The organism is Mycetocola spongiae (assembly GCF_020424085.1).
Lineage (GTDB): Bacteria > Actinomycetota > Actinomycetes > Actinomycetales > Microbacteriaceae > Mycetocola > Mycetocola spongiae.
The window spans coordinates 2,871,602-2,888,204 of the sequence record NZ_CP080203.1 but is presented as its reverse complement, the minus strand read 5'-3'; the positions used below and the strand labels follow the sequence as shown (position 1 = coordinate 2,888,204).

Genomic DNA, 16,603 nt, shown 5'->3' with positions numbered 1-16,603 from the left:
AGAGTAGGCGGAGTGTTCCGAGTTATGTGGACAACAGGTTCCGTTATCCGGACGAATCATCGCGGGATACCTCGCGATGAACGCCGTGAATATCGGCGAAGGAGCTGAAATAGGCCGCCGGGGTATGCCCGGTGACCTGGCGAAAGAGGTCGATGAACGTGGACGGGTTGGCATATCCCAGCCGGGCGGCCACGGCCGTGACCGGGCGGCCCGCGGCGATATCCAGGAGCGCCGCGCGCACCCGCACCAGGATGCGCCAGCGGGTCAGGCTCAGCCCGGTCTCGCGATTAAAGGCGCGGGTCAGGGTGCGCCCACTCACGCCCAGGCGCGCGGCCCACTGCTCGGTGGTGGCATCATCGGCGGGATCGGCGAGGATCGTCTCGGCGAGCACCCGCAGGGAGGCGGTGGTGGGGAGGCGAATATCGAGGGAATCGGAGACCACGGGGCTGATCAGCTCCGCCGCGAGATCCTGGATCACGCGGCGGCGCGCATCGGGCATCTCATCGCGGCGATTGGAGAGCAGGAGTTCACGCAGCAGGCCGCTGACGTTAATGCCCATCACGCCGGTCCACGGGAAATCGCGGCGGCGCGGGTCGATAAACGTGGCATAGCTGAGCGCACCCCGGTCGGCGCGCACCCGGTGGGGCATTCCGGCGGGGATCCAGATGCCCAGCATCGCCGGGACCATCCACAGCCGGCCATCGGCCTCCACCGTGATGGTGCCGCCGCCGGACCACAGCAGTTCATGCTCCACATGGGTGCCCAGCCCCCAGACGCGGCGGGAGTCCTCGCTCGCATAGCGCTTGGTGGACAGCGTCCATCCCTCGGGGACAAAACGATGGTCCTCGGGCCAGTCCTCGACCGGGCGCACGAGGTTTTCCGGGGCAAGCGCGGGCACACCCCAGAGCCCCACCGCGGTCCCGGGGTCCCCCGGTTCCGCGGGCTCGGGGCCGGCGGGGCGGGCCGGATACTCGCGATGTCCCGTGCCGCTCGCTGGGCCGCCGGAGGAGGGGGAATCGGCGTGCATGATCTCTCCGTCCGGTTGCCGTTACGTCGGGCAAATATACCCGATCCGGGGCCGGAAGTTACCGACGGTGTATCGGCGTCCCGGGCCGCTACGCTGGACGAACATGAGTATTCACGCCCGGCTTGCCCGCCTCGAGGCCCACCAGGTTCCGCTGTGCCTGGCGGCCATCGCCGCCGGTGCCGCCCTGGGATGGGGTATTCCGGCGCTGGGCCCCGCGCTGGAGCCGCTGCTGTCGCCGATCATCGCGCTGCTGCTGTATGCCACGTTTCTCGCGGTGCCGCTCGCCCGGCTGGGGAGGGCGCTGCGCGATTGGCGCTTTATGCTCGCGATTCTTGCGGTGAATTTCCTCGCGGTTCCGCCGGTGGTCTGGCTGCTGACCCGCCCGCTCGCGGACTCCCCCGCGCTCCTTATGGGCGCCCTGCTGGTGCTGCTGGCCCCGTGTGTGGACTATGTGATCGCGTTCACCGCGCTGGCCGGGGGTGCGCGGGATCGGCTCCTGGCCGCCGCCCCGCTCCTCATGCTGACCCAGGCGCTTGCGCTGCCCGTGCTCCTGCCGCTCTTTGCCGGGCCCGGGGCGGTGCGGATCGAGCCCGGCCCGTTCCTGGAGGCACTCGTGGTGCTGATCCTGCTGCCCGCGCTGCTGGCCGCGGCCACGCAGTGGGCGGCCTCCCGGGGCGGGCGACCCGGGAGCGCCGGCCGCGCCCTGATCGGGGCGGCGGGGTCGGCGATGGTGCCGCTGATGATGCTCACGCTGCTCACGGTGGTGGCCTCGCAGAGCGCCGCGGTGGGGGCCCACCTGGGCGAGCTGAGCGCCGTGCTGCCGGTGTTCCTCGGATTTTTGCTGATCATGCTGCCCGTGGGCGCGCTGATCTCCCGCGCCGCGCGGCTGGATGTGCCCGGGCGCCGCGCGATCATTTTCAGCGGCGCCACCCGCAACTCGCTGGTGGTGCTTCCGCTGGCCCTCGCACTGCCCGAGCCGCTGGCCCTCGCGGCGCTTGTGGTGGTCACCCAGACCCTCGTGGAGCTGATCGGGATGCCGCTGTATGTGCGGCTCGTCCCGCGGCTGATCCGCGGGCCTAAAAAATAGACCAGCCGGTGCGGCTCGTGAACTCGTCCAGGGCCGCGATACCCGCCGCCGAATTACCCGAGCGATCCAGGCGCGGACCCCATACCGCGATGGTGCAGCGCCCCGGGATCACGGCGAGGATTCCGCCACCCACGCCGCTCTTGGCGGGCAGGCCCACGCGATAGGCGAAGTCCCCCGCGGCATCGTACATGCCACAGGTCAGCATGATCGCGTTGATGCGCTTCACCTGGCGCGGGGCGAGCACCGCACCCCCGTCGGCCCCCACTCCGCCGCGCGCCAAAAAGCCGCCCGCGAGCGCCAAATCGCGGCAGCTCATCTCCAGCGAACACTGCCAAAAATAGGTTTCCAGCACCTCCAGCACCGAGCCGCGCAGATTGCCCATGCTCGCCAGGAAGTGGGTGAGGGCGGCATTACGATGCCCGGTCTCGCGCTCGGAGGCGAATACCGCGGGGTCCACGGAAATCTCGGAGTTTCCGCTCTCGGTACGCAGCAGGTTCAGCAGCCGCATCCGCACGTCCCCCGCGGTGTCCAGGAGATGATCGGTGACCACAAGCGCCCCGGCGTTTATAAACGGATTGCGCGGGATCCCGGCCTCGGTCTCCAGCTGCACCAGCGAGTTAAACGGGGTACCCGAGGGTTCCCGATGCACGCGGGTCCACAGCCGGTCGCCGTCCTCATCCAGCGCGAGGGCCAGCGTAAACAGCTTCGAGATGCTCTGGATGGAGAAGGGAATATCGGCGTCCCCGGCGGTATATACCTCGCCCGAGTTCATGGCCACGGCGATGCCAAAGCGATCGGGGTCCACGCGGCTGAGCCCGGGAATATAATCGGCCACGGTTCCCGCGGGCGCGGCCGCCCCGGCATAGGCAGCGATATCATCCACGAGCGTTTGCATATCCATCTGGGGGGCCTTTCGTGACGCACAAAACCGGCGCGCAATAACCGGCGCGCAATAACCGGCGAGGTTATTGCGCGCCGTGGACCAACAGTCTACGACCGCCGGAACTAGGCCAGGTTCTTGGCCTTGGTTTCCGGCAGGAACCAGACAAATACGGTGGAGATCAGCAGCAGTGCCACCGCATAGATCGCGAAGGCTGTATGACCAAACTGCGATCCCATCCATACCTGCAGATACGGGGCGGTTCCACCAAATAGTGCCACACACAGGGCATAGGGCAGGCCCACACCCACCGCGCGCACGCTGGTCGGGAACAGCTCGGCATAAACGGCCGGGGCGATCGCGAGGAACGCCGAGAGGGCGATCAGCATCACGCTCATCGAGGCGATCAGCTGCCACATCGAATCCTGCAGCAGGAAGACCATCGGGAAATACGCGATGGCGGAACCGAGGGTACCCACCAGCAGCACGGGGCGGCGGCCGATCTTATCGGAGAGCATTCCCCACAGCGGCAGTGCGGCCATAAAGACCAGGTTGCAGATGATGCCGGCCCACAGCGTCTGGCCGCGGTCGATGCCAAGGCTAGAGGCAGCAAACGCGGGGGCGTTAATGGCCCAGGCGTAATAGGCCACGGTGATACCCAGGGTCATACCGATAACCTGCATGGCCGCCTTGCGGTGGCGATAGATCTGCGGCCAGACGGGATCGTGTGCGCGCTTCTCGGCGAGGTTCTTCTCAAAGACCTCGGACTCCTTCATTCCGCTGCGCATATACAGCGAGAACAGGCCAAATACGGCACCCAGCAGGAACGGGATGCGCCAACCGAAGTCGTCCATCGCCTGCGCGCTCATGGTGCTATTCAGCACCGCGCCCACGAGCAGACCAAAGAGGATTCCGAAGGTTCCGGTGATGTACATCCAGCTGGACCACAGCCCGCGGCGCTCGCGCGGGGCTGCCTCCGAGAGATAGGTCTGCGCGGAGGGCAGCTCGCCACCGTGGGCGAGTCCCTGCATCAGGCGGGCCACCAGCAGCATCAGCGAGGAGAAGACTCCCGCGGTCTCAAACGTGGGGGTCAGGCCGATCATCAGGCTGCCCAGCGAGGCCAGCGCAATCGCGAGCATCAGCGAGAACTTGCGGCCGCGGCGGTCGGCGATCCAGCCAAAGAGGAACCCACCAAACGGGCGGGCCACAAAGCCCACCGCGAAGATCGCGAGGGTGGCCAGCACGGCCGAGGTGGGGTTGTCGTTATTAAAGATCTGCGCGGCGATAAAAACCGTGAACGCCGCATAAACGTTCCAGTCGTACCATTCCAGCGCATTGCCCACACCGGTCCCGATGAGGGTCCGGCGATGATCGCGACGCTGCGATTTCTCGGGGCTAAGAGAGGTTTTTGTCATTCCAGGTCCTTCGATGGGGGTTGGGATAGGCGCGGGCGCGGGCTAGGAAATGCCCGCGGCCAGCCGGGTCACGGCGAGGTGGGTGAGGAGCTCGATGCCCCGCGGTACCACCTCGTCGTCGAAGACGGCGTGCGGTGAGTGGTTATAGGCGGCGGAGGAGACATCGTCCCCGATGGGGATGGCGCCGAGCCCAATAAAGGCCCCGGGCACCTCCTCCAGCACGCGGGAGAAGTCCTCGGAGGCACTCATGGGGTGATCGAGTACGGCGAGGGCTTCGGGTCCACCAAGCGCCACGATGGCGGCCTCGGCAAAGCGGGTTTCCTCCGGGTCGTTCACGGTGGGCGGATAGCCGGGCACATAGTCCACGTCCACCTCCACGCCGTGGGCCGAGGCGATGCCGCGGAGCAGATCGGGCACAGTGGCCATCATCTTCTCGCGGGCGGCCACCGAGAAGGTGCGCACGGTGGCGCGGAACTCGGCACGATCGGGGATGACGTTCTCGGCGATGCCCGCCGACAGCACCCCCACCGAGATCACGGCGGGATCAAATACGTCAAAGGTGCGGGTGATCATGACCTGAAGCGCGGTGATCATCTCGGCCGCGGCGGTCACGGGGTCCTTGGCGCGATACGGTGTGGAGCCGTGCCCGCCCTGGCCGCGCACGGTTACGGCGAGCACATCGGAGGCCGACATGATGGTGCCGGGGCGCAGCGCAAAGCGGCCGTTTTCGGTGCCGGAGGAGAAGACGTGCAGCGCATAGGCGGCGAGCGGGCGCGGGCCCGCGGCCTCCAGGACGCCCTCGCGGATCATGACGGAGGCCCCGTCGAAGCCCTCCTCGCCGGGCTGGAACATGAGGATCACATCGCCCGCGAGGCTGTCCCGGCGGGCGGCGAGGACGCGGGTCGCGCCGATCAGCATCGCCATGTGCAGGTCGTGGCCACAGGCGTGCATCGCGCCGGGGATCTCCGAGGCGAAGTCCACGCCGGTATCCTCGCGCACGGGCAGCCCGTCCATATCGGCGCGCAGCAGCACCACGGGGGCCGGGGATACGGTGGGGGCGCCGCCGCGCAGCACCGCGGTGATCGAGGTGCATCCTTCGCCGAGCGAAATCTCCAGCCCGAGGCCCTCGAGCTCGCGCAGCAGCGTGGCGCGGGTCTCGGGCAGGTCCAGGCCCACCTCCGGGCGGCGGTGCAGTTCGCGGCGCAGCCGAATGGCATCGGCGGCAATGCGGGCGAAATCGGTGGGGGCGACCGTGGTCGCGCCGTCCTGGCCCGGCGTGGGTGCCAAATGGGTCATCGTCTCGATCGCTTTCTCAACATTGGGGGCGGTGTACGCGTGACCTCCATTCTGAAATAGACTGCGCTGCTTTCCCTGTATTTTATGGAATCGTGCAGAATAGCTTTAAAATACTAAGATTCACTGCATACGGAAAGGGGTCACGATGCGTCTTCGCGAGGAGGACCTCACGCTGATTCACGCCCTCCAGCTGGCCCCGCGCGCCACATGGGCGCAACTGGCCGATGTGCTGGGCACCCATCCCACCACGCTCGCCGGGCGCTGGGAGCGGCTGCGCGAGTCGGGCCTGGCCTGGGTCACCGGCAACCTCGTGGGCACCTCGATGGAGACCTCACTCTCGTTTGTCGAGCTGGAGTGTTCCCTGGATCAAAAACGGGTAATCCTGGAGCGGGTATGCGCGATTCCCGAGGTGGCCTCGGTGGAGGAATCGGCGCGTAATCGCGACCTGATGCTGACCGTAATCGCCCCGTCCCTGGCCGAGCTGGGCCGCGATGTGATGCCCATGATCACGCAAATCCCGGGCATCACCAAATACCAGGTATCGGTGTGCACGGCACTGCACGCGGGCGGGCAAACCTGGCATCTGAACACGCTGGATCGCGCGCAGGAGGTGGCCTTGCGGGCCCTGAACCCCGCCCCCGAACCGCACCGCGACCCGCTTCCCGCGAGCCACTGGCGCGTGGTGCACGAGCTGGTGCGCGATGGGCGGGCCTCGGCCGCGCAGATTGCCCGCGCCATCGGGGTGCATCCGACCACCGCGAGCCGGCAGCTTAACCGGGTACTGCGAAGCAATGTGCTCACGTTTCGCTGCGAGATCGCGCAGTCCGAATCGGGTTTCCCGGTGAGTATTCAGTGGTTCGGGCGGCTGCCCGCGGGTGAGCATGCGGCGGCGGCCCAGGCGCTGCGCCGCCACCCCAATGTGCGCTTCTGCGCCTCCACCACGGGCACCACCAATTTTACGATCGTGATGTGGCTGCGCTCGGTGAGCGATGTGCTCACGGGGGAGCTCTCGATCCTGAAGCTGGCCCCCGAGATCGAGCTGGTGGAGAGCACCCTCACGCTGCGCTTTGTGAAGCGCATCGGTTGGATGCTCGACGAGGACGGGGCCGCGGTGGGCGAGCCCACGCTGCCGCGCCTGCCCGCGCGCGTACTCGAATCCGGCGTGATCTTTTAGCCCGCCGGGCGCGCTAGCCCGGGCGGCGGCGTGCCCCGACCTCCCGGATATCCGGCGTTTCGGCCGCGCGCAGGGCCCGCTCGGCCAGGGCCCGAAACGCATCGGCCAGGCCCGGGGGCTCCAGCACCTCCACCTCGGCGTCCAGCAGCAGCAGCCAGCGCGCCACCGCCGTCAGGTTTTCTACCCCCGCCTGGATCACGCAGCTGCCCTCGGGCTCCTCCTGCACCCGCACGCGCGGGGAGCGCACCCACGGCCAGACGCACTGCACCTCCGCATAGACCCGGACCCGGATGTTATACCGGAAGCTATCCGGGCCCACCCGCACCCGGATATAGTCGTCGAGATCCTGTGCGGGAGGATGCCGGGGAAAGCTGGAGGCCTCGGTGATACGCACGTTGTGTAGGCGGTCCACCCGCAGCAGCGCCCACTCGCGCCGGTCCAGGCAATACGCGATCAGATACCAGTAGTGCCCCACATGGGCGAGCCGGAGCGGTTCGATGCGGCGATTTATCCGGGTGAGCGAGGGGTCAAGATAGTTCACCTCCACGCGGCGGCGCTCGCGGCAGGCGCGGGCCAGCCGAATCAGAACCGTGATATCGAGGATGTCCTCCGCGGGCCCCATGGCCCCGGCCAGCGAGTGGAATCCGGAGTGCCGATCCAGCGCGCGCAGGGTGGTATCGATGCGCCCGGGGAGGGTCTGGACAAGCTTCTCGCTGGCGCTGCGCAGCAGATCGTTTTCGGCGGGCTGGCGATACTGGGCGGCCCGCAGTGCCAGGAGGGCGGCCACGGCCTCATCGGCGTTGAGTAGGACGGGGGGCACCGCGGCCCCGGGCTCGAGCAGATAGCCCCCGCCCGAGCCAAAATTGGTGACGATCGGATAGCCCAGATCCCGCAACCGCGACATATCGCGGCGCACCGTGCGGGTGGTCACGCCGAGGCGCTCGGAGACGTCCAGGGCCGTCCAGGCCTCGTGCGTCTGCAAGAGTTCTAATAGCCGCAACAGGCGGCCCGAAGTTTCCCACATATACCCTCCCTATCGGCCCGCCTGACGATAACGCGGCGCGGCATATTCGGGGGCCCGCCACGGGAGCGCCGGGCCCCCGGGAGCGCCACGGGCCCACGGGCTTCCCCCAAATCGGACCCGGCATCGTCACCCGGGTGTGCCTAATATATGTGCCCCTTCCGGGGTGCTAAAAACCCGATCTCTCGATTCTCATGGGATTCTTAGGCCGGGCCGGATGCCCCCGCGGTGGAGGCAGCGGCTCCCGCGGGGTTGCCCCCTTCCGCTTAATGTCCTACATTTGGATCTATGGAAAAACCGCGCCGCAATATCCCGCTCTCCCGCCAGGCCGCCGAGCAATTGCGCGAGCAGATCATCGCGGGCGACTGGGCCGTGGGAACCCGCATCCCCACCGAGGCCGAGCTCGGTGCCCGCTGGGGAATCAGCCGCAATAGCGTGCGCGAGGCCGTGCGCTCCCTCGTCTACGCCGGCCTCCTGGAGGCGCGCGCGGGCGATGGCACCTATGTGCGCGCCCGCAGCGAACTCGGCGAGGTGCTGCGTCGCCGGATCACCCCCACCCAGCTTGGTGAGCTGAGCGAATTACGCGCCCTGCTGGAAAAATATGCCGCGGGCCGCGCCGCCACCCACGCCGATGCCGCCGCCCTGACGGCCCTCGAGGAGGCGCTGGATGCCCGCGATCACGCCCCCAGCGTCGCGGAATATGTGCGCCATGATGCGGCGTTCCATCAGATCATCGCCGAGGCATCGGGCAATAGCCTGCTCGCCGAGCTCTATGCCAATCTCGACGCCGTGGCCACCCAGCTCGACGGCACCACCGTGAGCCTGGACACGCTACAGACGCTCGCCGAACCCGAGGGGGCCACCCACCGCGACCTCCTCCGTGCGATCGCCTCGGGCGAGAGTGAACGCGCCGAGTCCGTGGCCGGACGCCTGATCGCCGCGGCCCACCGCACCCAGCACTAACCCCCGACCGCTAGGATCCCATGACCTCCCCCCTCCCCCGCCCGCATCCCGGCCTGCTCCTCGTGGGCATCCTCCTGGTCGGCGCCAATCTACGCGCCGGAATCACCGCGGTGGGCCCCGTGCTCGGCGATATCCAGGCGGACCTGGGCATCAGCGCCGCCGTCGCCTCGATCCTGATCAGCATCCCGCTGATCGCGTTTGCCGTGGTCTCCCCGCTGGCCCCCGTGCTGGCCACGCGGGTGGGCATGGAGCGGGCCCTGGGCCTCGCGCTGGCCGTCCTGGCCGCGGCCATCGTGATTCGCTCTCTCCCGTGGGCACCCGGCATCTGGCTCGGCACGGCCCTGCTGGGCATCGCCATCGCGGTGCTCAACGTGGTTTTGCCCTCGCTGATTAAGCGCGATTTCCCGGATCGGGTGGGCTCGGTCACGGGCCTCTACTCGGCGGTGCAGGGTGCGGCCGCGGCCGCCGCCTCGGGGATCGCGGTGCCGATCGCGGGCCTGGGAAACGAGGGCTGGCGACTGGCGCTCGGGGTCTGGGCGGGACTCGCACTGATCGCGCTGGCCGTGTTCTGGCCGCAGCTACGCACCCGCACCCTGCCGCGCGCGCATCCCGCGGGCGAAAGCACGCCGCGGCGCTCGCCGTGGACCAGCGCGCTCGCCTGGCAGGTTACGGCCTTTATGGGCCTGCAGTCCACGCTGTTTTATGCCGCAATCACCTGGCTTCCCTCGATCGAGCGCTCCGCCGGGATCGGCGCGGGTACCGCGGGCCTGCACCTGCTGGAGATGCAGCTCTTTGGGGTATTGGCCAATATTCTGACCGCCGCAATCCTGCAGCGCACGCGTTCGCAGAGCCTGCTCGCGGTGGTCGTGACCGCCCTCGCGGCGGTGGGGGTGATCGGGCTCGCGCTGGCCCCCGGGAACGCAGCGATCTGGGTGGCCTTTATTGGGCTCGGCTGCGGATCCACGATCGTGATCGCACTCTCGCTCTTTGGCCTGCGCGCGGTGGATCACCATCAGGCCGCCGCGCTCTCGGGTATGGCGCAGGCGGTGGGCTATACGTTTGCCGCGCTGGGGCCGATCGCGATTGGCCTGCTGCACGATGCCACACGGGGCTGGGATATTCCGCTCCTGACCCTGCTGATTATCCTGGTGGCGCAGGCCATTGCGGGCGCACTCGCGGGTCGCGATCGGCGCATCGGCGAGGCCCACCCCCGGCGCACTCCCGCGCGCGGTGGCGCCTAGAGTCCGCGCGGATATCCGCCGGCGGGGGCCGCGGGCGGCGGCGCATCGGGCGTGGCCGTGAGGGTGCACTCCGGCGCGGGGGCGCCCGGGCGGCGCGGATCTACCCGCGCCCGGGAGACGAGGCGCCGCAGCGCCCACCCCGAACCGACGGCCCTCCACTCGGGCTCGCCCGGGCCATGATGCACCGCGAGGGCATAGCGGGTATGCCAGCGCGCGGGGACGGAAAAGCTCGCGACCCAGAGCGAGGTATCGCTCAGCGGCTCGAGCTCCAGATCGGCGGCCCCGGCGGGCGATCCCAGGCCGCGGGCGCTCACCACGGCGGCTAGGGCAAGCGGATCGTCCAGCAGGAACGTGACGATCCAGGCGGAATCCTCCGCCTCCCCCGCGCGCTGATAGAGCGGCCAGGATGCGGCCATGAGCGCCATCGAGAGCCGGCCGCGCTCGCCCTGCCCCGCGGCATTCCAGTGATGCACCAACGGCGAGCATATTCGCCGGGGCTCGGGAACCATCCCGCCGCCCACGGGGCGCAGGGCACTCCCCCGCTCCCTGGCGGTCGCCGCCCGGGGTGAGCCGTCACTCATCGGGCATGCCTCCACACTCCGGCCTCGCCGGGTCAGCACCGCCCACCTGGACGGCTGTACTTAGCGTAGCCTTACCTCATTAGTGAAGTCTAGTTGGCGGCGTCCTGGGCCTCGGCGCGGGCCTCGGCGCGGGCCTCGGCTCGGCCGCGGCGAATCACGATTCGCCACGCGATCACCAGCCCAATCACCAGCACGGCAAGCGCCAGGAACGCGAGGTCGCCCACGCGCGATCCCGCGCGCGAGGCCCACTGTTCCGCGGCAAATTGCTGCGTGATGGTGAGCATCCCTCCCAGGCCCGCGGTGCCCTCGGTGAGCAGCATCAGCACACCGATCCCGATCATCAAGACCCCGGAGACCAGCTCCAGCACGGTGGTTTTCCAGCGCCCAATCACCACGGGACGCGGCCGCAACCAGCGGCTGCGGCCCAGGTCCAGGCCGTCCCAGAGCAGCGCCAGGATAAACATCGGCACGGCCATCCCGGCGGCATATACGGCGAGCAGCAGCCCACCATAGGCGGCGTTCCCGCCGAGCGCCGCGACGGTCAGGATCGCGCCCAGCACGGGCCCCGAACACGTGCCGGCCACACCAAATGCGATGCCCAGGATATATACCGAGAGCACCCCCGTGCCCTCGCGCTGGCGCAGGCTCGGCAGGCGCAGCCGCATACCCGAGAGCTGGGCCACCCCAAAAAGAATGATCAGGATCGCGGCGATCCCCACGATCACTGCGCGGTGATCCATGACCAGCGCACCGAGACTCCCGGCGAAGATCCCCACCGGAACCAGGGCCGTGATCAGGCCCAGAAAAAAGATCAGGGTGCGCGCAAAAAGCTGCGTGCGCGAGGAGAACGCATAGGCAAAAAACGAGGGCAGCAGCATCACCGAACACGGGCTCAGCAGCGCCAGCATTCCCCCGAGGAAGGCCCCGGCGAGGCCGATGCTCACGGGCGCGCCGCCTGCCTCTCGATGGCGGCCTGGAAGATTTCCATCGGCTGCATTCCGCTCATCGCCTCGCCGCCGATCAGGAATGCCGGGGTACCGGTGATCCCCAGCGACTGCGCCTCGCGCACATCCGCGCCAATGGCCTGGGCGTGCGCGGGATTATCCATTGCGGTCTCAAATGCCGCCAGATCGGGAACCCCCGCGGCGCTCGCGAGCGCGATCAGCTTCTCGCGCGGCAGATCGGGGTGGCCACGCTCGGGTGCCTCGGCGTGCAGCGCGTGCTGATACTCCCAGAACTTCCCCTGTTCGCCCGCGGCCCGGCCCGCCATCGCGGCGGCCTCGGACTGCTCCCCGAAGATCGGCAGATCGCGCCACTCGATGCGCAGCGTGCCATCGGCCACATAGGTATCGATCAGCGTGGGCAGGATATCCCGCGAGAATAGGCTGCAATACGGGCAGCGATAATCCGAGTACTCGATCATGACCACGGGGGCATCCACGCTGCCGATGGCCAGCGGGTCGCCCTGCACGCGGCGGGCCAGATCGGGCACCTGCGGCGCGGGTGCGGCCGTGGTCGCCCCCGGGGTGGCGCCCGCGGTGGGCCCGGCAACCGGGGCCTCGGTGGCCGGGGTCAGGGAGGCGATCACCACGGCCGTGACCACGGCACCGGCCGCGGCGGCCGTGATTGCCGTGAGCAAAAGCGTGCTCAGTCCATAGCGTTTTTTGGTCTGTGTCATCGTGGTGATGCCTCCCCGTTTATGCCCAAAGCTCCAGCCTAACCCCTGCTAGCTGCGAGGAGCCGAGGCGGGGCGGGTAGGCAGGGTTCCGCGGGCGGGTACGCCGCGCTCGCGCACCCGTTCGCTGCTCCCGGCGCTGCCGGAAACGGAGCGCGGATGGGTTCCGCGCGCGCTCGCGGGCGGGGCCAGATAGCGTTCGAGGCTATCGTCGAGCTCATCCAGCCACGGCGTGTGATGCCGCGAGGCCATGGTGCCGGTCATCACCGAACGATAGGTCTGGTCGCGATAGGAGGCGATGTTGACGTGCTTATCGCGCTGCCAGGCGAGGAAGATCCGCACCACCTCGTCCAGGTCAAAGAGCGGATAATCGGTGCGCTCGATCAGGTCGCGAATATAGTCGGCCTGGAAAACCACCTCGGAATCGTGATCGGGCAGCGCGGCATAGCGGGCCTGCCAATCGGCGATATCCGCGGCTCGCTCGGCCTCCCCGGGCAGGCTCACGCGCCCCAGGATCACATCGCGCACATACCAGGCCTGCGCGTCAAACATGTTAAACGTGAACCACTGGTCCTGCGCCCCCACATAAAAAATATTCGGGTTATTCTGCCAGACGGCACCCTTATATAGCCCCGCGGGATAGAGATTATTGGGGGAATCCAGGGCGAGCGCGGTGGGCAGATACGGATATTTATGCAGATAGCCGGTGCACAGCACCACCGCGTCAAAGCGCCGGGTTGAGCCATCGCTGAAGAGCACGTTTTCGCCGTCAAAGCGCGTGAGGAGCGGAAGCTCCTCCACGCCCTCGGGCCAGTCAAAGCCCATCGGGTGGCTGCGATAGCTCAGCGTGACCGAGGAGGCGCCCATCTTATAGGCCTGCATGCCGATGTCCTCGGCGGAATAGCTCGCGCCGATCAGCAGCACATCGCGCCCGTCGAGGTTTTCCGCGCCGCGGAAATCATGGGCGTGGGAGATCGTGCCGGGGAAGGTATGAATGCCCTCAAACTCGGGCACATTGGGGAAGGAGAAATGCCCCGAGGCGACGATGATCTTATCAAAGTGCTCGCGCACGGTGGTGCCCGCGATCAGATCCTGGGACGTGAGGAAAAAACCATCCTCGGTTTCCTCGACCCAGCGCGCCACGGTGCTAAAGCGCACATATTTACGGACATCGGATTTTTCCACGCGCCCGGCGATATAGTCCCACAGCACGGCGCGCGGCGGATAGGAGGAGATGGGGCGGCCAAAATGCTCATCAAAGCTATAGTCGGCGAATTCCAGGGCCTCCTTGGGGCCATTGGACCACAGGTTGCGGTACATGCTGGAGTGCACGGGCTCGCCGTGATCGTCGATTCCGGTGCGCCAGGAGTAGTTCCACTGGCCACCCCAGTCGGCCTGCTTTTCAAAACACACGATGTCGGGAATGACGGCCCCGCGCGCCCGGGCGGCCTCAAAGGCTCGCAGCTGTGCCATCCCGCTGGGTCCGGCTCCGATAATTGCAATGCGTTCTACCACAGCATCCTCTCCGGCCTCTTGGCCTGTGGTTCATATGGCTCGGTGAAGCGATTTCACCGGGCAGAAAAACCACCGCTCACGCAATGCGAAACGACGCTAGGAACACTCCCTAGCCGACATACATTGCGGCATCGGGTCTTCCTGCAATACCCTCTACCCTAGCAAAATGGCCGATCAGGGGCCATCTGAGCGCTGCACGAATGCGTCAAACCGCTGGTCACCGCGGGGTTATCGCGGGCGCGGACGAGCGCCCGCCGCGGCCCGCGCGGACCGCCGGGACGTCCCGCGCGGCTCCCCGGAAGCGGGCCCCGGCTGCACGCGCGGGCGCCCATTGCGCGGGATTAATCGCGCGCGATGGGCGCCGGGATCGCGCCGGTGACCGCGGCCAGATCCGCGGCGGTGATTTCGATATCCAGGCCGCGGCGGCCGCCCGAGATAAAAATGGTGGGCAGCTCCCAGGCCCCGCTCTCCAGCACCGTGGCGAGGCGGGTCTTCTGCCCGATCGGGCTGATGCCCCCGGCCACATAGCCGGTCTTGCGCTCGGCCAGATCCATCGGCGCCAGTTCGGCCTTTTTGCCGCCCACCGCGTGCGCCAGCGCCTTGAGGTCAAGCCTTCCGGCCACCGGAACCACGGCCACGGTGGGGGTACCGTCCACCAGCGTGACGAGGGTTTTAAACACGCGCCCCGGATCCACCCCGAGTTCGCGGGCCGCCTCCTCGCCAAAATTGGTCTCGGCGGGATCATGGTCATAGGCGTGCACGGCCACGGTGATTCCGGCGCGAGCGAGCGCGATGAGCGCCGGTGTACCTGCCGGTTTAGCCGCCTTTTTGGCCATCGGAATGCCCCTCTCGCTCGCGGGTCGCGCGCGCGGACCCGGCCCCAGAATAGCAAGACTGCCCCGCGCCGGGGCGCGCGGCGTCCGGGCCCGCACCCGCGGTTTCGTGTGCATCCCCGGCGCTCTGCGAGAATGGACCCATGAGCGCAACCCTCGTGGCCCAGGGCCTCGCCGGAGGCCACGGCCACCGTACCCTCTTTGATTCCCTCGATCTCACCGTCGCTCCGCGCGATGTGGTGGGGGTGGTGGGGGTGAATGGCGCCGGAAAATCCACGCTGCTACGCCTGCTGGCCGGCCTGGATATTCCGCAGGCGGGCACGATCACGCTGAGCCCCGCGGATGCCTTTATCGGCTATCTGCCGCAGGAGCCCGAGCGGGTCGTGGGCGAGACGATCACCGATTATCTGGCCCGGCGCACAGGCTGCGCCCGGGCAACCGCCGAGATGGATGCTGCCGCCGCGGCGCTGGCCGAGCCCGCGCCCGCGGGCGGCGAGGACCCCGCCGATGTGTATTCGGTCGCGCTGGATCGCTGGCTCGCGAGCGGGGCGGCCGATCTGGAGGAGCGCACCCCGGCGGTGCTCGCCGATCTTGGGCTCACGATCCCCGAGGACACCGCGATGACCTCGCTTTCGGGCGGCCAGGCCGCGCGCGTGGGCCTCGCCGCGCTGCTGCTCTCGCGATTTGATATTGTCCTGCTGGATGAGCCCACCAACGATCTGGACCTCGACGGCCTGGACCGCCTGGAGGCGTTTGTGCGCGGCCTGCGCGGCGGGGTGGTTCTGGTCAGCCACGACCGCGAATTCCTGGCGCGCTGCGTGACGCGGGTGCTGGAACTGGATCTGGCGCAGTCCCGCAACCGGGTATTTGGTGGCGGTTATGAGTCCTATCTGGAGGAGCGGGAGACCGAGCGTCGCCACCGCCGCGAGGACTATGACGAATTTGCCCAGAAGAAGGCCGACCTGGTGGGCCGGGCCCGCACCCAGCGCGAGTGGTCCAGCCAGGGGGTGCGGAACGCCATGAAGAAGTCCCCCGATAACGATAAAATCCGCCGCAAGGCAGCAACGGAATCCAGCGAGAAGCAGGCGCAGAAGGTGCGTCAGATGGAGAGCCGCATCGCGCGCCTCGACGAGGTGGAGGAGCCGCGGAAGGAGTGGAAGCTGGAGTTCACGATCGGCTCCGCGCCGCGCTCCAGCACCGTGGTATCCACGCTGAGCGAGGCCGTGGTGCGCCAGGGTGGGTTCACGCTGGGCCCCGTCTCGCTGCAGGTCAACGCGGGGGAACGCATCGGCATTACCGGCCCCAATGGCGCGGGTAAGTCCACGCTGCTGCGCGTGCTGCTCGGGCGGCGCACCCCGGATGAGGGTTCGGCCAGCCTCGGCGGCAATGTCGCCATCGGCGAGATCGATCAGGCGCGCTCGCTGCTACAGGGCACGGCGCCGCTTGCCGAGGCGATTGAGGCCCAGCTGCCCGATCTGCCGGCCGCGGAGGTGCGCACGCTGCTGGCCAAATTTGGGCTGCGGGCCGATCATGTCTTGCGCCCCGTGGGTGAGCTCTCCCCGGGTGAGCGCACGCGCGCGGCGCTCGCGCTGCTTCAGGCGCGCGGCGTGAATCTGCTGGTCCTGGACGAGCCCACCAACCACCTGGATCTGGCGGCCATCGAGCAGCTTGAGGAGGCGCTCGCGAGCTATACCGGCACGCTCCTGCTGGTCACCCACGATCGCCGGATGCTCAATAACGTGCAGACCGATCGCCGCTGGCATGTCGAGGCGGGGCGGGTTCGGGAGACGTTCGCCTAGCGGCACCGTGCCGGCCAATGGCGGACGGCCGAGAGAAATCTTTTGGGGCGTCCCGCCTGCCCGCGGCGAGCGCCCCCATCCGCAAACACGGATACT

Annotated in this window: 15 protein-coding genes; 5 read left to right on the top strand and 10 right to left on the bottom strand. The window is 68.1% G+C overall.

Annotated features, from left to right (window positions below):
* Positions 1–43: 43 nt before the first annotated feature.
* Positions 44–1,027, bottom strand: a complete 984-nt coding sequence (locus tag KXZ72_RS13275) for a helix-turn-helix domain-containing protein (RefSeq protein ID WP_226081408.1) — start codon at positions 1,025–1,027, stop codon at positions 44–46.
* Positions 1,028–1,130: 103 nt separating this feature from the next.
* Here KXZ72_RS13275 and KXZ72_RS13270 point away from each other — a divergent pair, with 103 nt between their 5' ends.
* The gene (locus tag KXZ72_RS13270) at positions 1,131–2,114 is read left to right on the top strand and encodes a bile acid:sodium symporter (protein WP_226081407.1); all 984 of its coding nucleotides are present in this window, start codon (positions 1,131–1,133) and stop codon (positions 2,112–2,114) included.
* On the opposite strand, the gene KXZ72_RS13265 is transcribed toward KXZ72_RS13270, so the two are convergent.
* The 3 genes from KXZ72_RS13265 to KXZ72_RS13255 all read right to left on the bottom strand — a co-directional run bounded on the left by KXZ72_RS13265 (position 2,104) and on the right by KXZ72_RS13255 (position 5,705).
* Complete coding sequence (locus tag KXZ72_RS13265; protein WP_226081406.1) at positions 2,104–3,015, bottom strand: glutaminase; 912 nt, start codon at positions 3,013–3,015, stop codon at positions 2,104–2,106. The genes KXZ72_RS13270 and KXZ72_RS13265 overlap by 11 nt on opposite strands.
* A 104-nt stretch (positions 3,016–3,119) precedes the next feature.
* The gene (locus KXZ72_RS13260) at positions 3,120–4,409 is read right to left on the bottom strand and encodes an MFS transporter (protein WP_226081405.1); all 1,290 of its coding nucleotides are present in this window, start codon (positions 4,407–4,409) and stop codon (positions 3,120–3,122) included.
* 42 nt (positions 4,410–4,451) lie between these two features.
* On the bottom strand, positions 4,452–5,705 hold the full coding sequence (locus KXZ72_RS13255) for a M20 metallopeptidase family protein (protein WP_226081404.1): 1,254 nt from the start codon (positions 5,703–5,705) through the stop codon (positions 4,452–4,454).
* 145 nt (positions 5,706–5,850) lie between these two features.
* Between KXZ72_RS13255 and KXZ72_RS13250 the strand changes: the two genes are divergently transcribed.
* Positions 5,851–6,879, top strand: coding sequence for an Lrp/AsnC family transcriptional regulator (locus KXZ72_RS13250; RefSeq protein WP_226081403.1), 1,029 nt, complete (start codon positions 5,851–5,853; stop codon positions 6,877–6,879).
* Positions 6,880–6,892: 13 nt separating this feature from the next.
* Here KXZ72_RS13250 and KXZ72_RS13245 read toward each other — a convergent pair whose 3' ends face one another.
* A complete protein-coding gene (locus KXZ72_RS13245) occupies positions 6,893–7,903 on the bottom strand; it encodes a helix-turn-helix transcriptional regulator (RefSeq protein ID WP_226081402.1) in 1,011 nt (336 codons plus the stop codon).
* A 285-nt stretch (positions 7,904–8,188) separates the two neighbouring features.
* Between KXZ72_RS13245 and KXZ72_RS13240 the strand changes: the two genes are divergently transcribed.
* The gene (locus KXZ72_RS13240; RefSeq protein WP_226081401.1) at positions 8,189–8,863 is read left to right on the top strand and encodes a FadR/GntR family transcriptional regulator; all 675 of its coding nucleotides are present in this window, start codon (positions 8,189–8,191) and stop codon (positions 8,861–8,863) included.
* A gap of 20 nt (positions 8,864–8,883) precedes the next feature.
* Positions 8,884–10,104 carry a CynX/NimT family MFS transporter gene (locus KXZ72_RS13235; RefSeq protein ID WP_226081400.1) on the top strand — a complete coding sequence of 407 codons (1,221 nt, stop codon included), beginning with the start codon at positions 8,884–8,886 and terminating at the stop codon, positions 10,102–10,104.
* Here the strand turns inward: KXZ72_RS13235 and KXZ72_RS13230 are convergent.
* The 5 genes from KXZ72_RS13230 to ybaK all read right to left on the bottom strand — a co-directional run bounded on the left by KXZ72_RS13230 (position 10,101) and on the right by ybaK (position 14,711).
* Positions 10,101–10,577 carry a hypothetical protein gene (locus tag KXZ72_RS13230; RefSeq protein WP_226081399.1) on the bottom strand — a complete coding sequence of 159 codons (477 nt, stop codon included), beginning with the start codon at positions 10,575–10,577 and terminating at the stop codon, positions 10,101–10,103. The genes KXZ72_RS13235 and KXZ72_RS13230 overlap by 4 nt on opposite strands.
* 197 nt (positions 10,578–10,774) lie before the next feature.
* Complete coding sequence (locus KXZ72_RS13225; protein WP_226081398.1) at positions 10,775–11,629, bottom strand: cytochrome c biogenesis CcdA family protein; 855 nt, start codon at positions 11,627–11,629, stop codon at positions 10,775–10,777.
* Positions 11,626–12,363 (bottom strand): DsbA family protein, encoded by a 738-nt coding sequence (locus tag KXZ72_RS13220; RefSeq protein ID WP_226081397.1) that lies wholly within the window; start codon positions 12,361–12,363, stop codon positions 11,626–11,628. Before KXZ72_RS13220 ends, KXZ72_RS13225 begins: the two co-directional genes overlap by 4 nt.
* A gap of 48 nt (positions 12,364–12,411) precedes the next feature.
* Positions 12,412–13,875: an NAD(P)-binding domain-containing protein gene (locus tag KXZ72_RS13215; RefSeq protein ID WP_226081396.1), complete on the bottom strand. Its 1,464-nt coding sequence runs from the start codon at positions 13,873–13,875 to the stop codon at positions 12,412–12,414.
* 341 nt (positions 13,876–14,216) lie between these two features.
* Positions 14,217–14,711 carry a Cys-tRNA(Pro) deacylase gene (gene ybaK, locus KXZ72_RS13210; RefSeq protein WP_226081395.1) on the bottom strand — a complete coding sequence of 165 codons (495 nt, stop codon included), beginning with the start codon at positions 14,709–14,711 and terminating at the stop codon, positions 14,217–14,219.
* 140 nt (positions 14,712–14,851) lie between these two features.
* On the opposite strand from ybaK, the gene abc-f reads away from it, so the two are divergent.
* Positions 14,852–16,507: a ribosomal protection-like ABC-F family protein gene (abc-f, locus tag KXZ72_RS13205; RefSeq protein ID WP_226081394.1), complete on the top strand. Its 1,656-nt coding sequence runs from the start codon at positions 14,852–14,854 to the stop codon at positions 16,505–16,507.
* Positions 16,508–16,603: the final 96 nt, after the last annotated feature.

Excerpts from the sequence above, each read along its gene's own strand:
- KXZ72_RS13275 (WP_226081408.1), bottom strand. The coding sequence starts at position 1,027 with ATGCACGCCGATTCCCCCTCCTCCGGCGGCCCAGCGAGCGGCACGGGA.
- KXZ72_RS13270 (WP_226081407.1), top strand. The coding sequence starts at position 1,131 with ATGAGTATTCACGCCCGGCTTGCCCGCCTCGAGGCCCACCAGGTTCCG.
- KXZ72_RS13265 (WP_226081406.1), bottom strand. The coding sequence starts at position 3,015 with ATGGATATGCAAACGCTCGTGGATGATATCGCTGCCTATGCCGGGGCG.
- KXZ72_RS13260 (WP_226081405.1), bottom strand. The coding sequence starts at position 4,409 with ATGACAAAAACCTCTCTTAGCCCCGAGAAATCGCAGCGTCGCGATCAT.
- KXZ72_RS13255 (WP_226081404.1), bottom strand. The coding sequence starts at position 5,705 with ATGACCCATTTGGCACCCACGCCGGGCCAGGACGGCGCGACCACGGTC.
- KXZ72_RS13250 (WP_226081403.1), top strand. The coding sequence starts at position 5,851 with ATGCGTCTTCGCGAGGAGGACCTCACGCTGATTCACGCCCTCCAGCTG.
- KXZ72_RS13245 (WP_226081402.1), bottom strand. The coding sequence starts at position 7,903 with ATGTGGGAAACTTCGGGCCGCCTGTTGCGGCTATTAGAACTCTTGCAG.
- KXZ72_RS13240 (WP_226081401.1), top strand. The coding sequence starts at position 8,189 with ATGGAAAAACCGCGCCGCAATATCCCGCTCTCCCGCCAGGCCGCCGAG.
- KXZ72_RS13235 (WP_226081400.1), top strand. The coding sequence starts at position 8,884 with ATGACCTCCCCCCTCCCCCGCCCGCATCCCGGCCTGCTCCTCGTGGGC.
- KXZ72_RS13220 (WP_226081397.1), bottom strand. The coding sequence starts at position 12,363 with ATGACACAGACCAAAAAACGCTATGGACTGAGCACGCTTTTGCTCACG.
- ybaK (WP_226081395.1), bottom strand. The coding sequence starts at position 14,711 with ATGGCCAAAAAGGCGGCTAAACCGGCAGGTACACCGGCGCTCATCGCG.
- abc-f (WP_226081394.1), top strand. The coding sequence starts at position 14,852 with ATGAGCGCAACCCTCGTGGCCCAGGGCCTCGCCGGAGGCCACGGCCAC.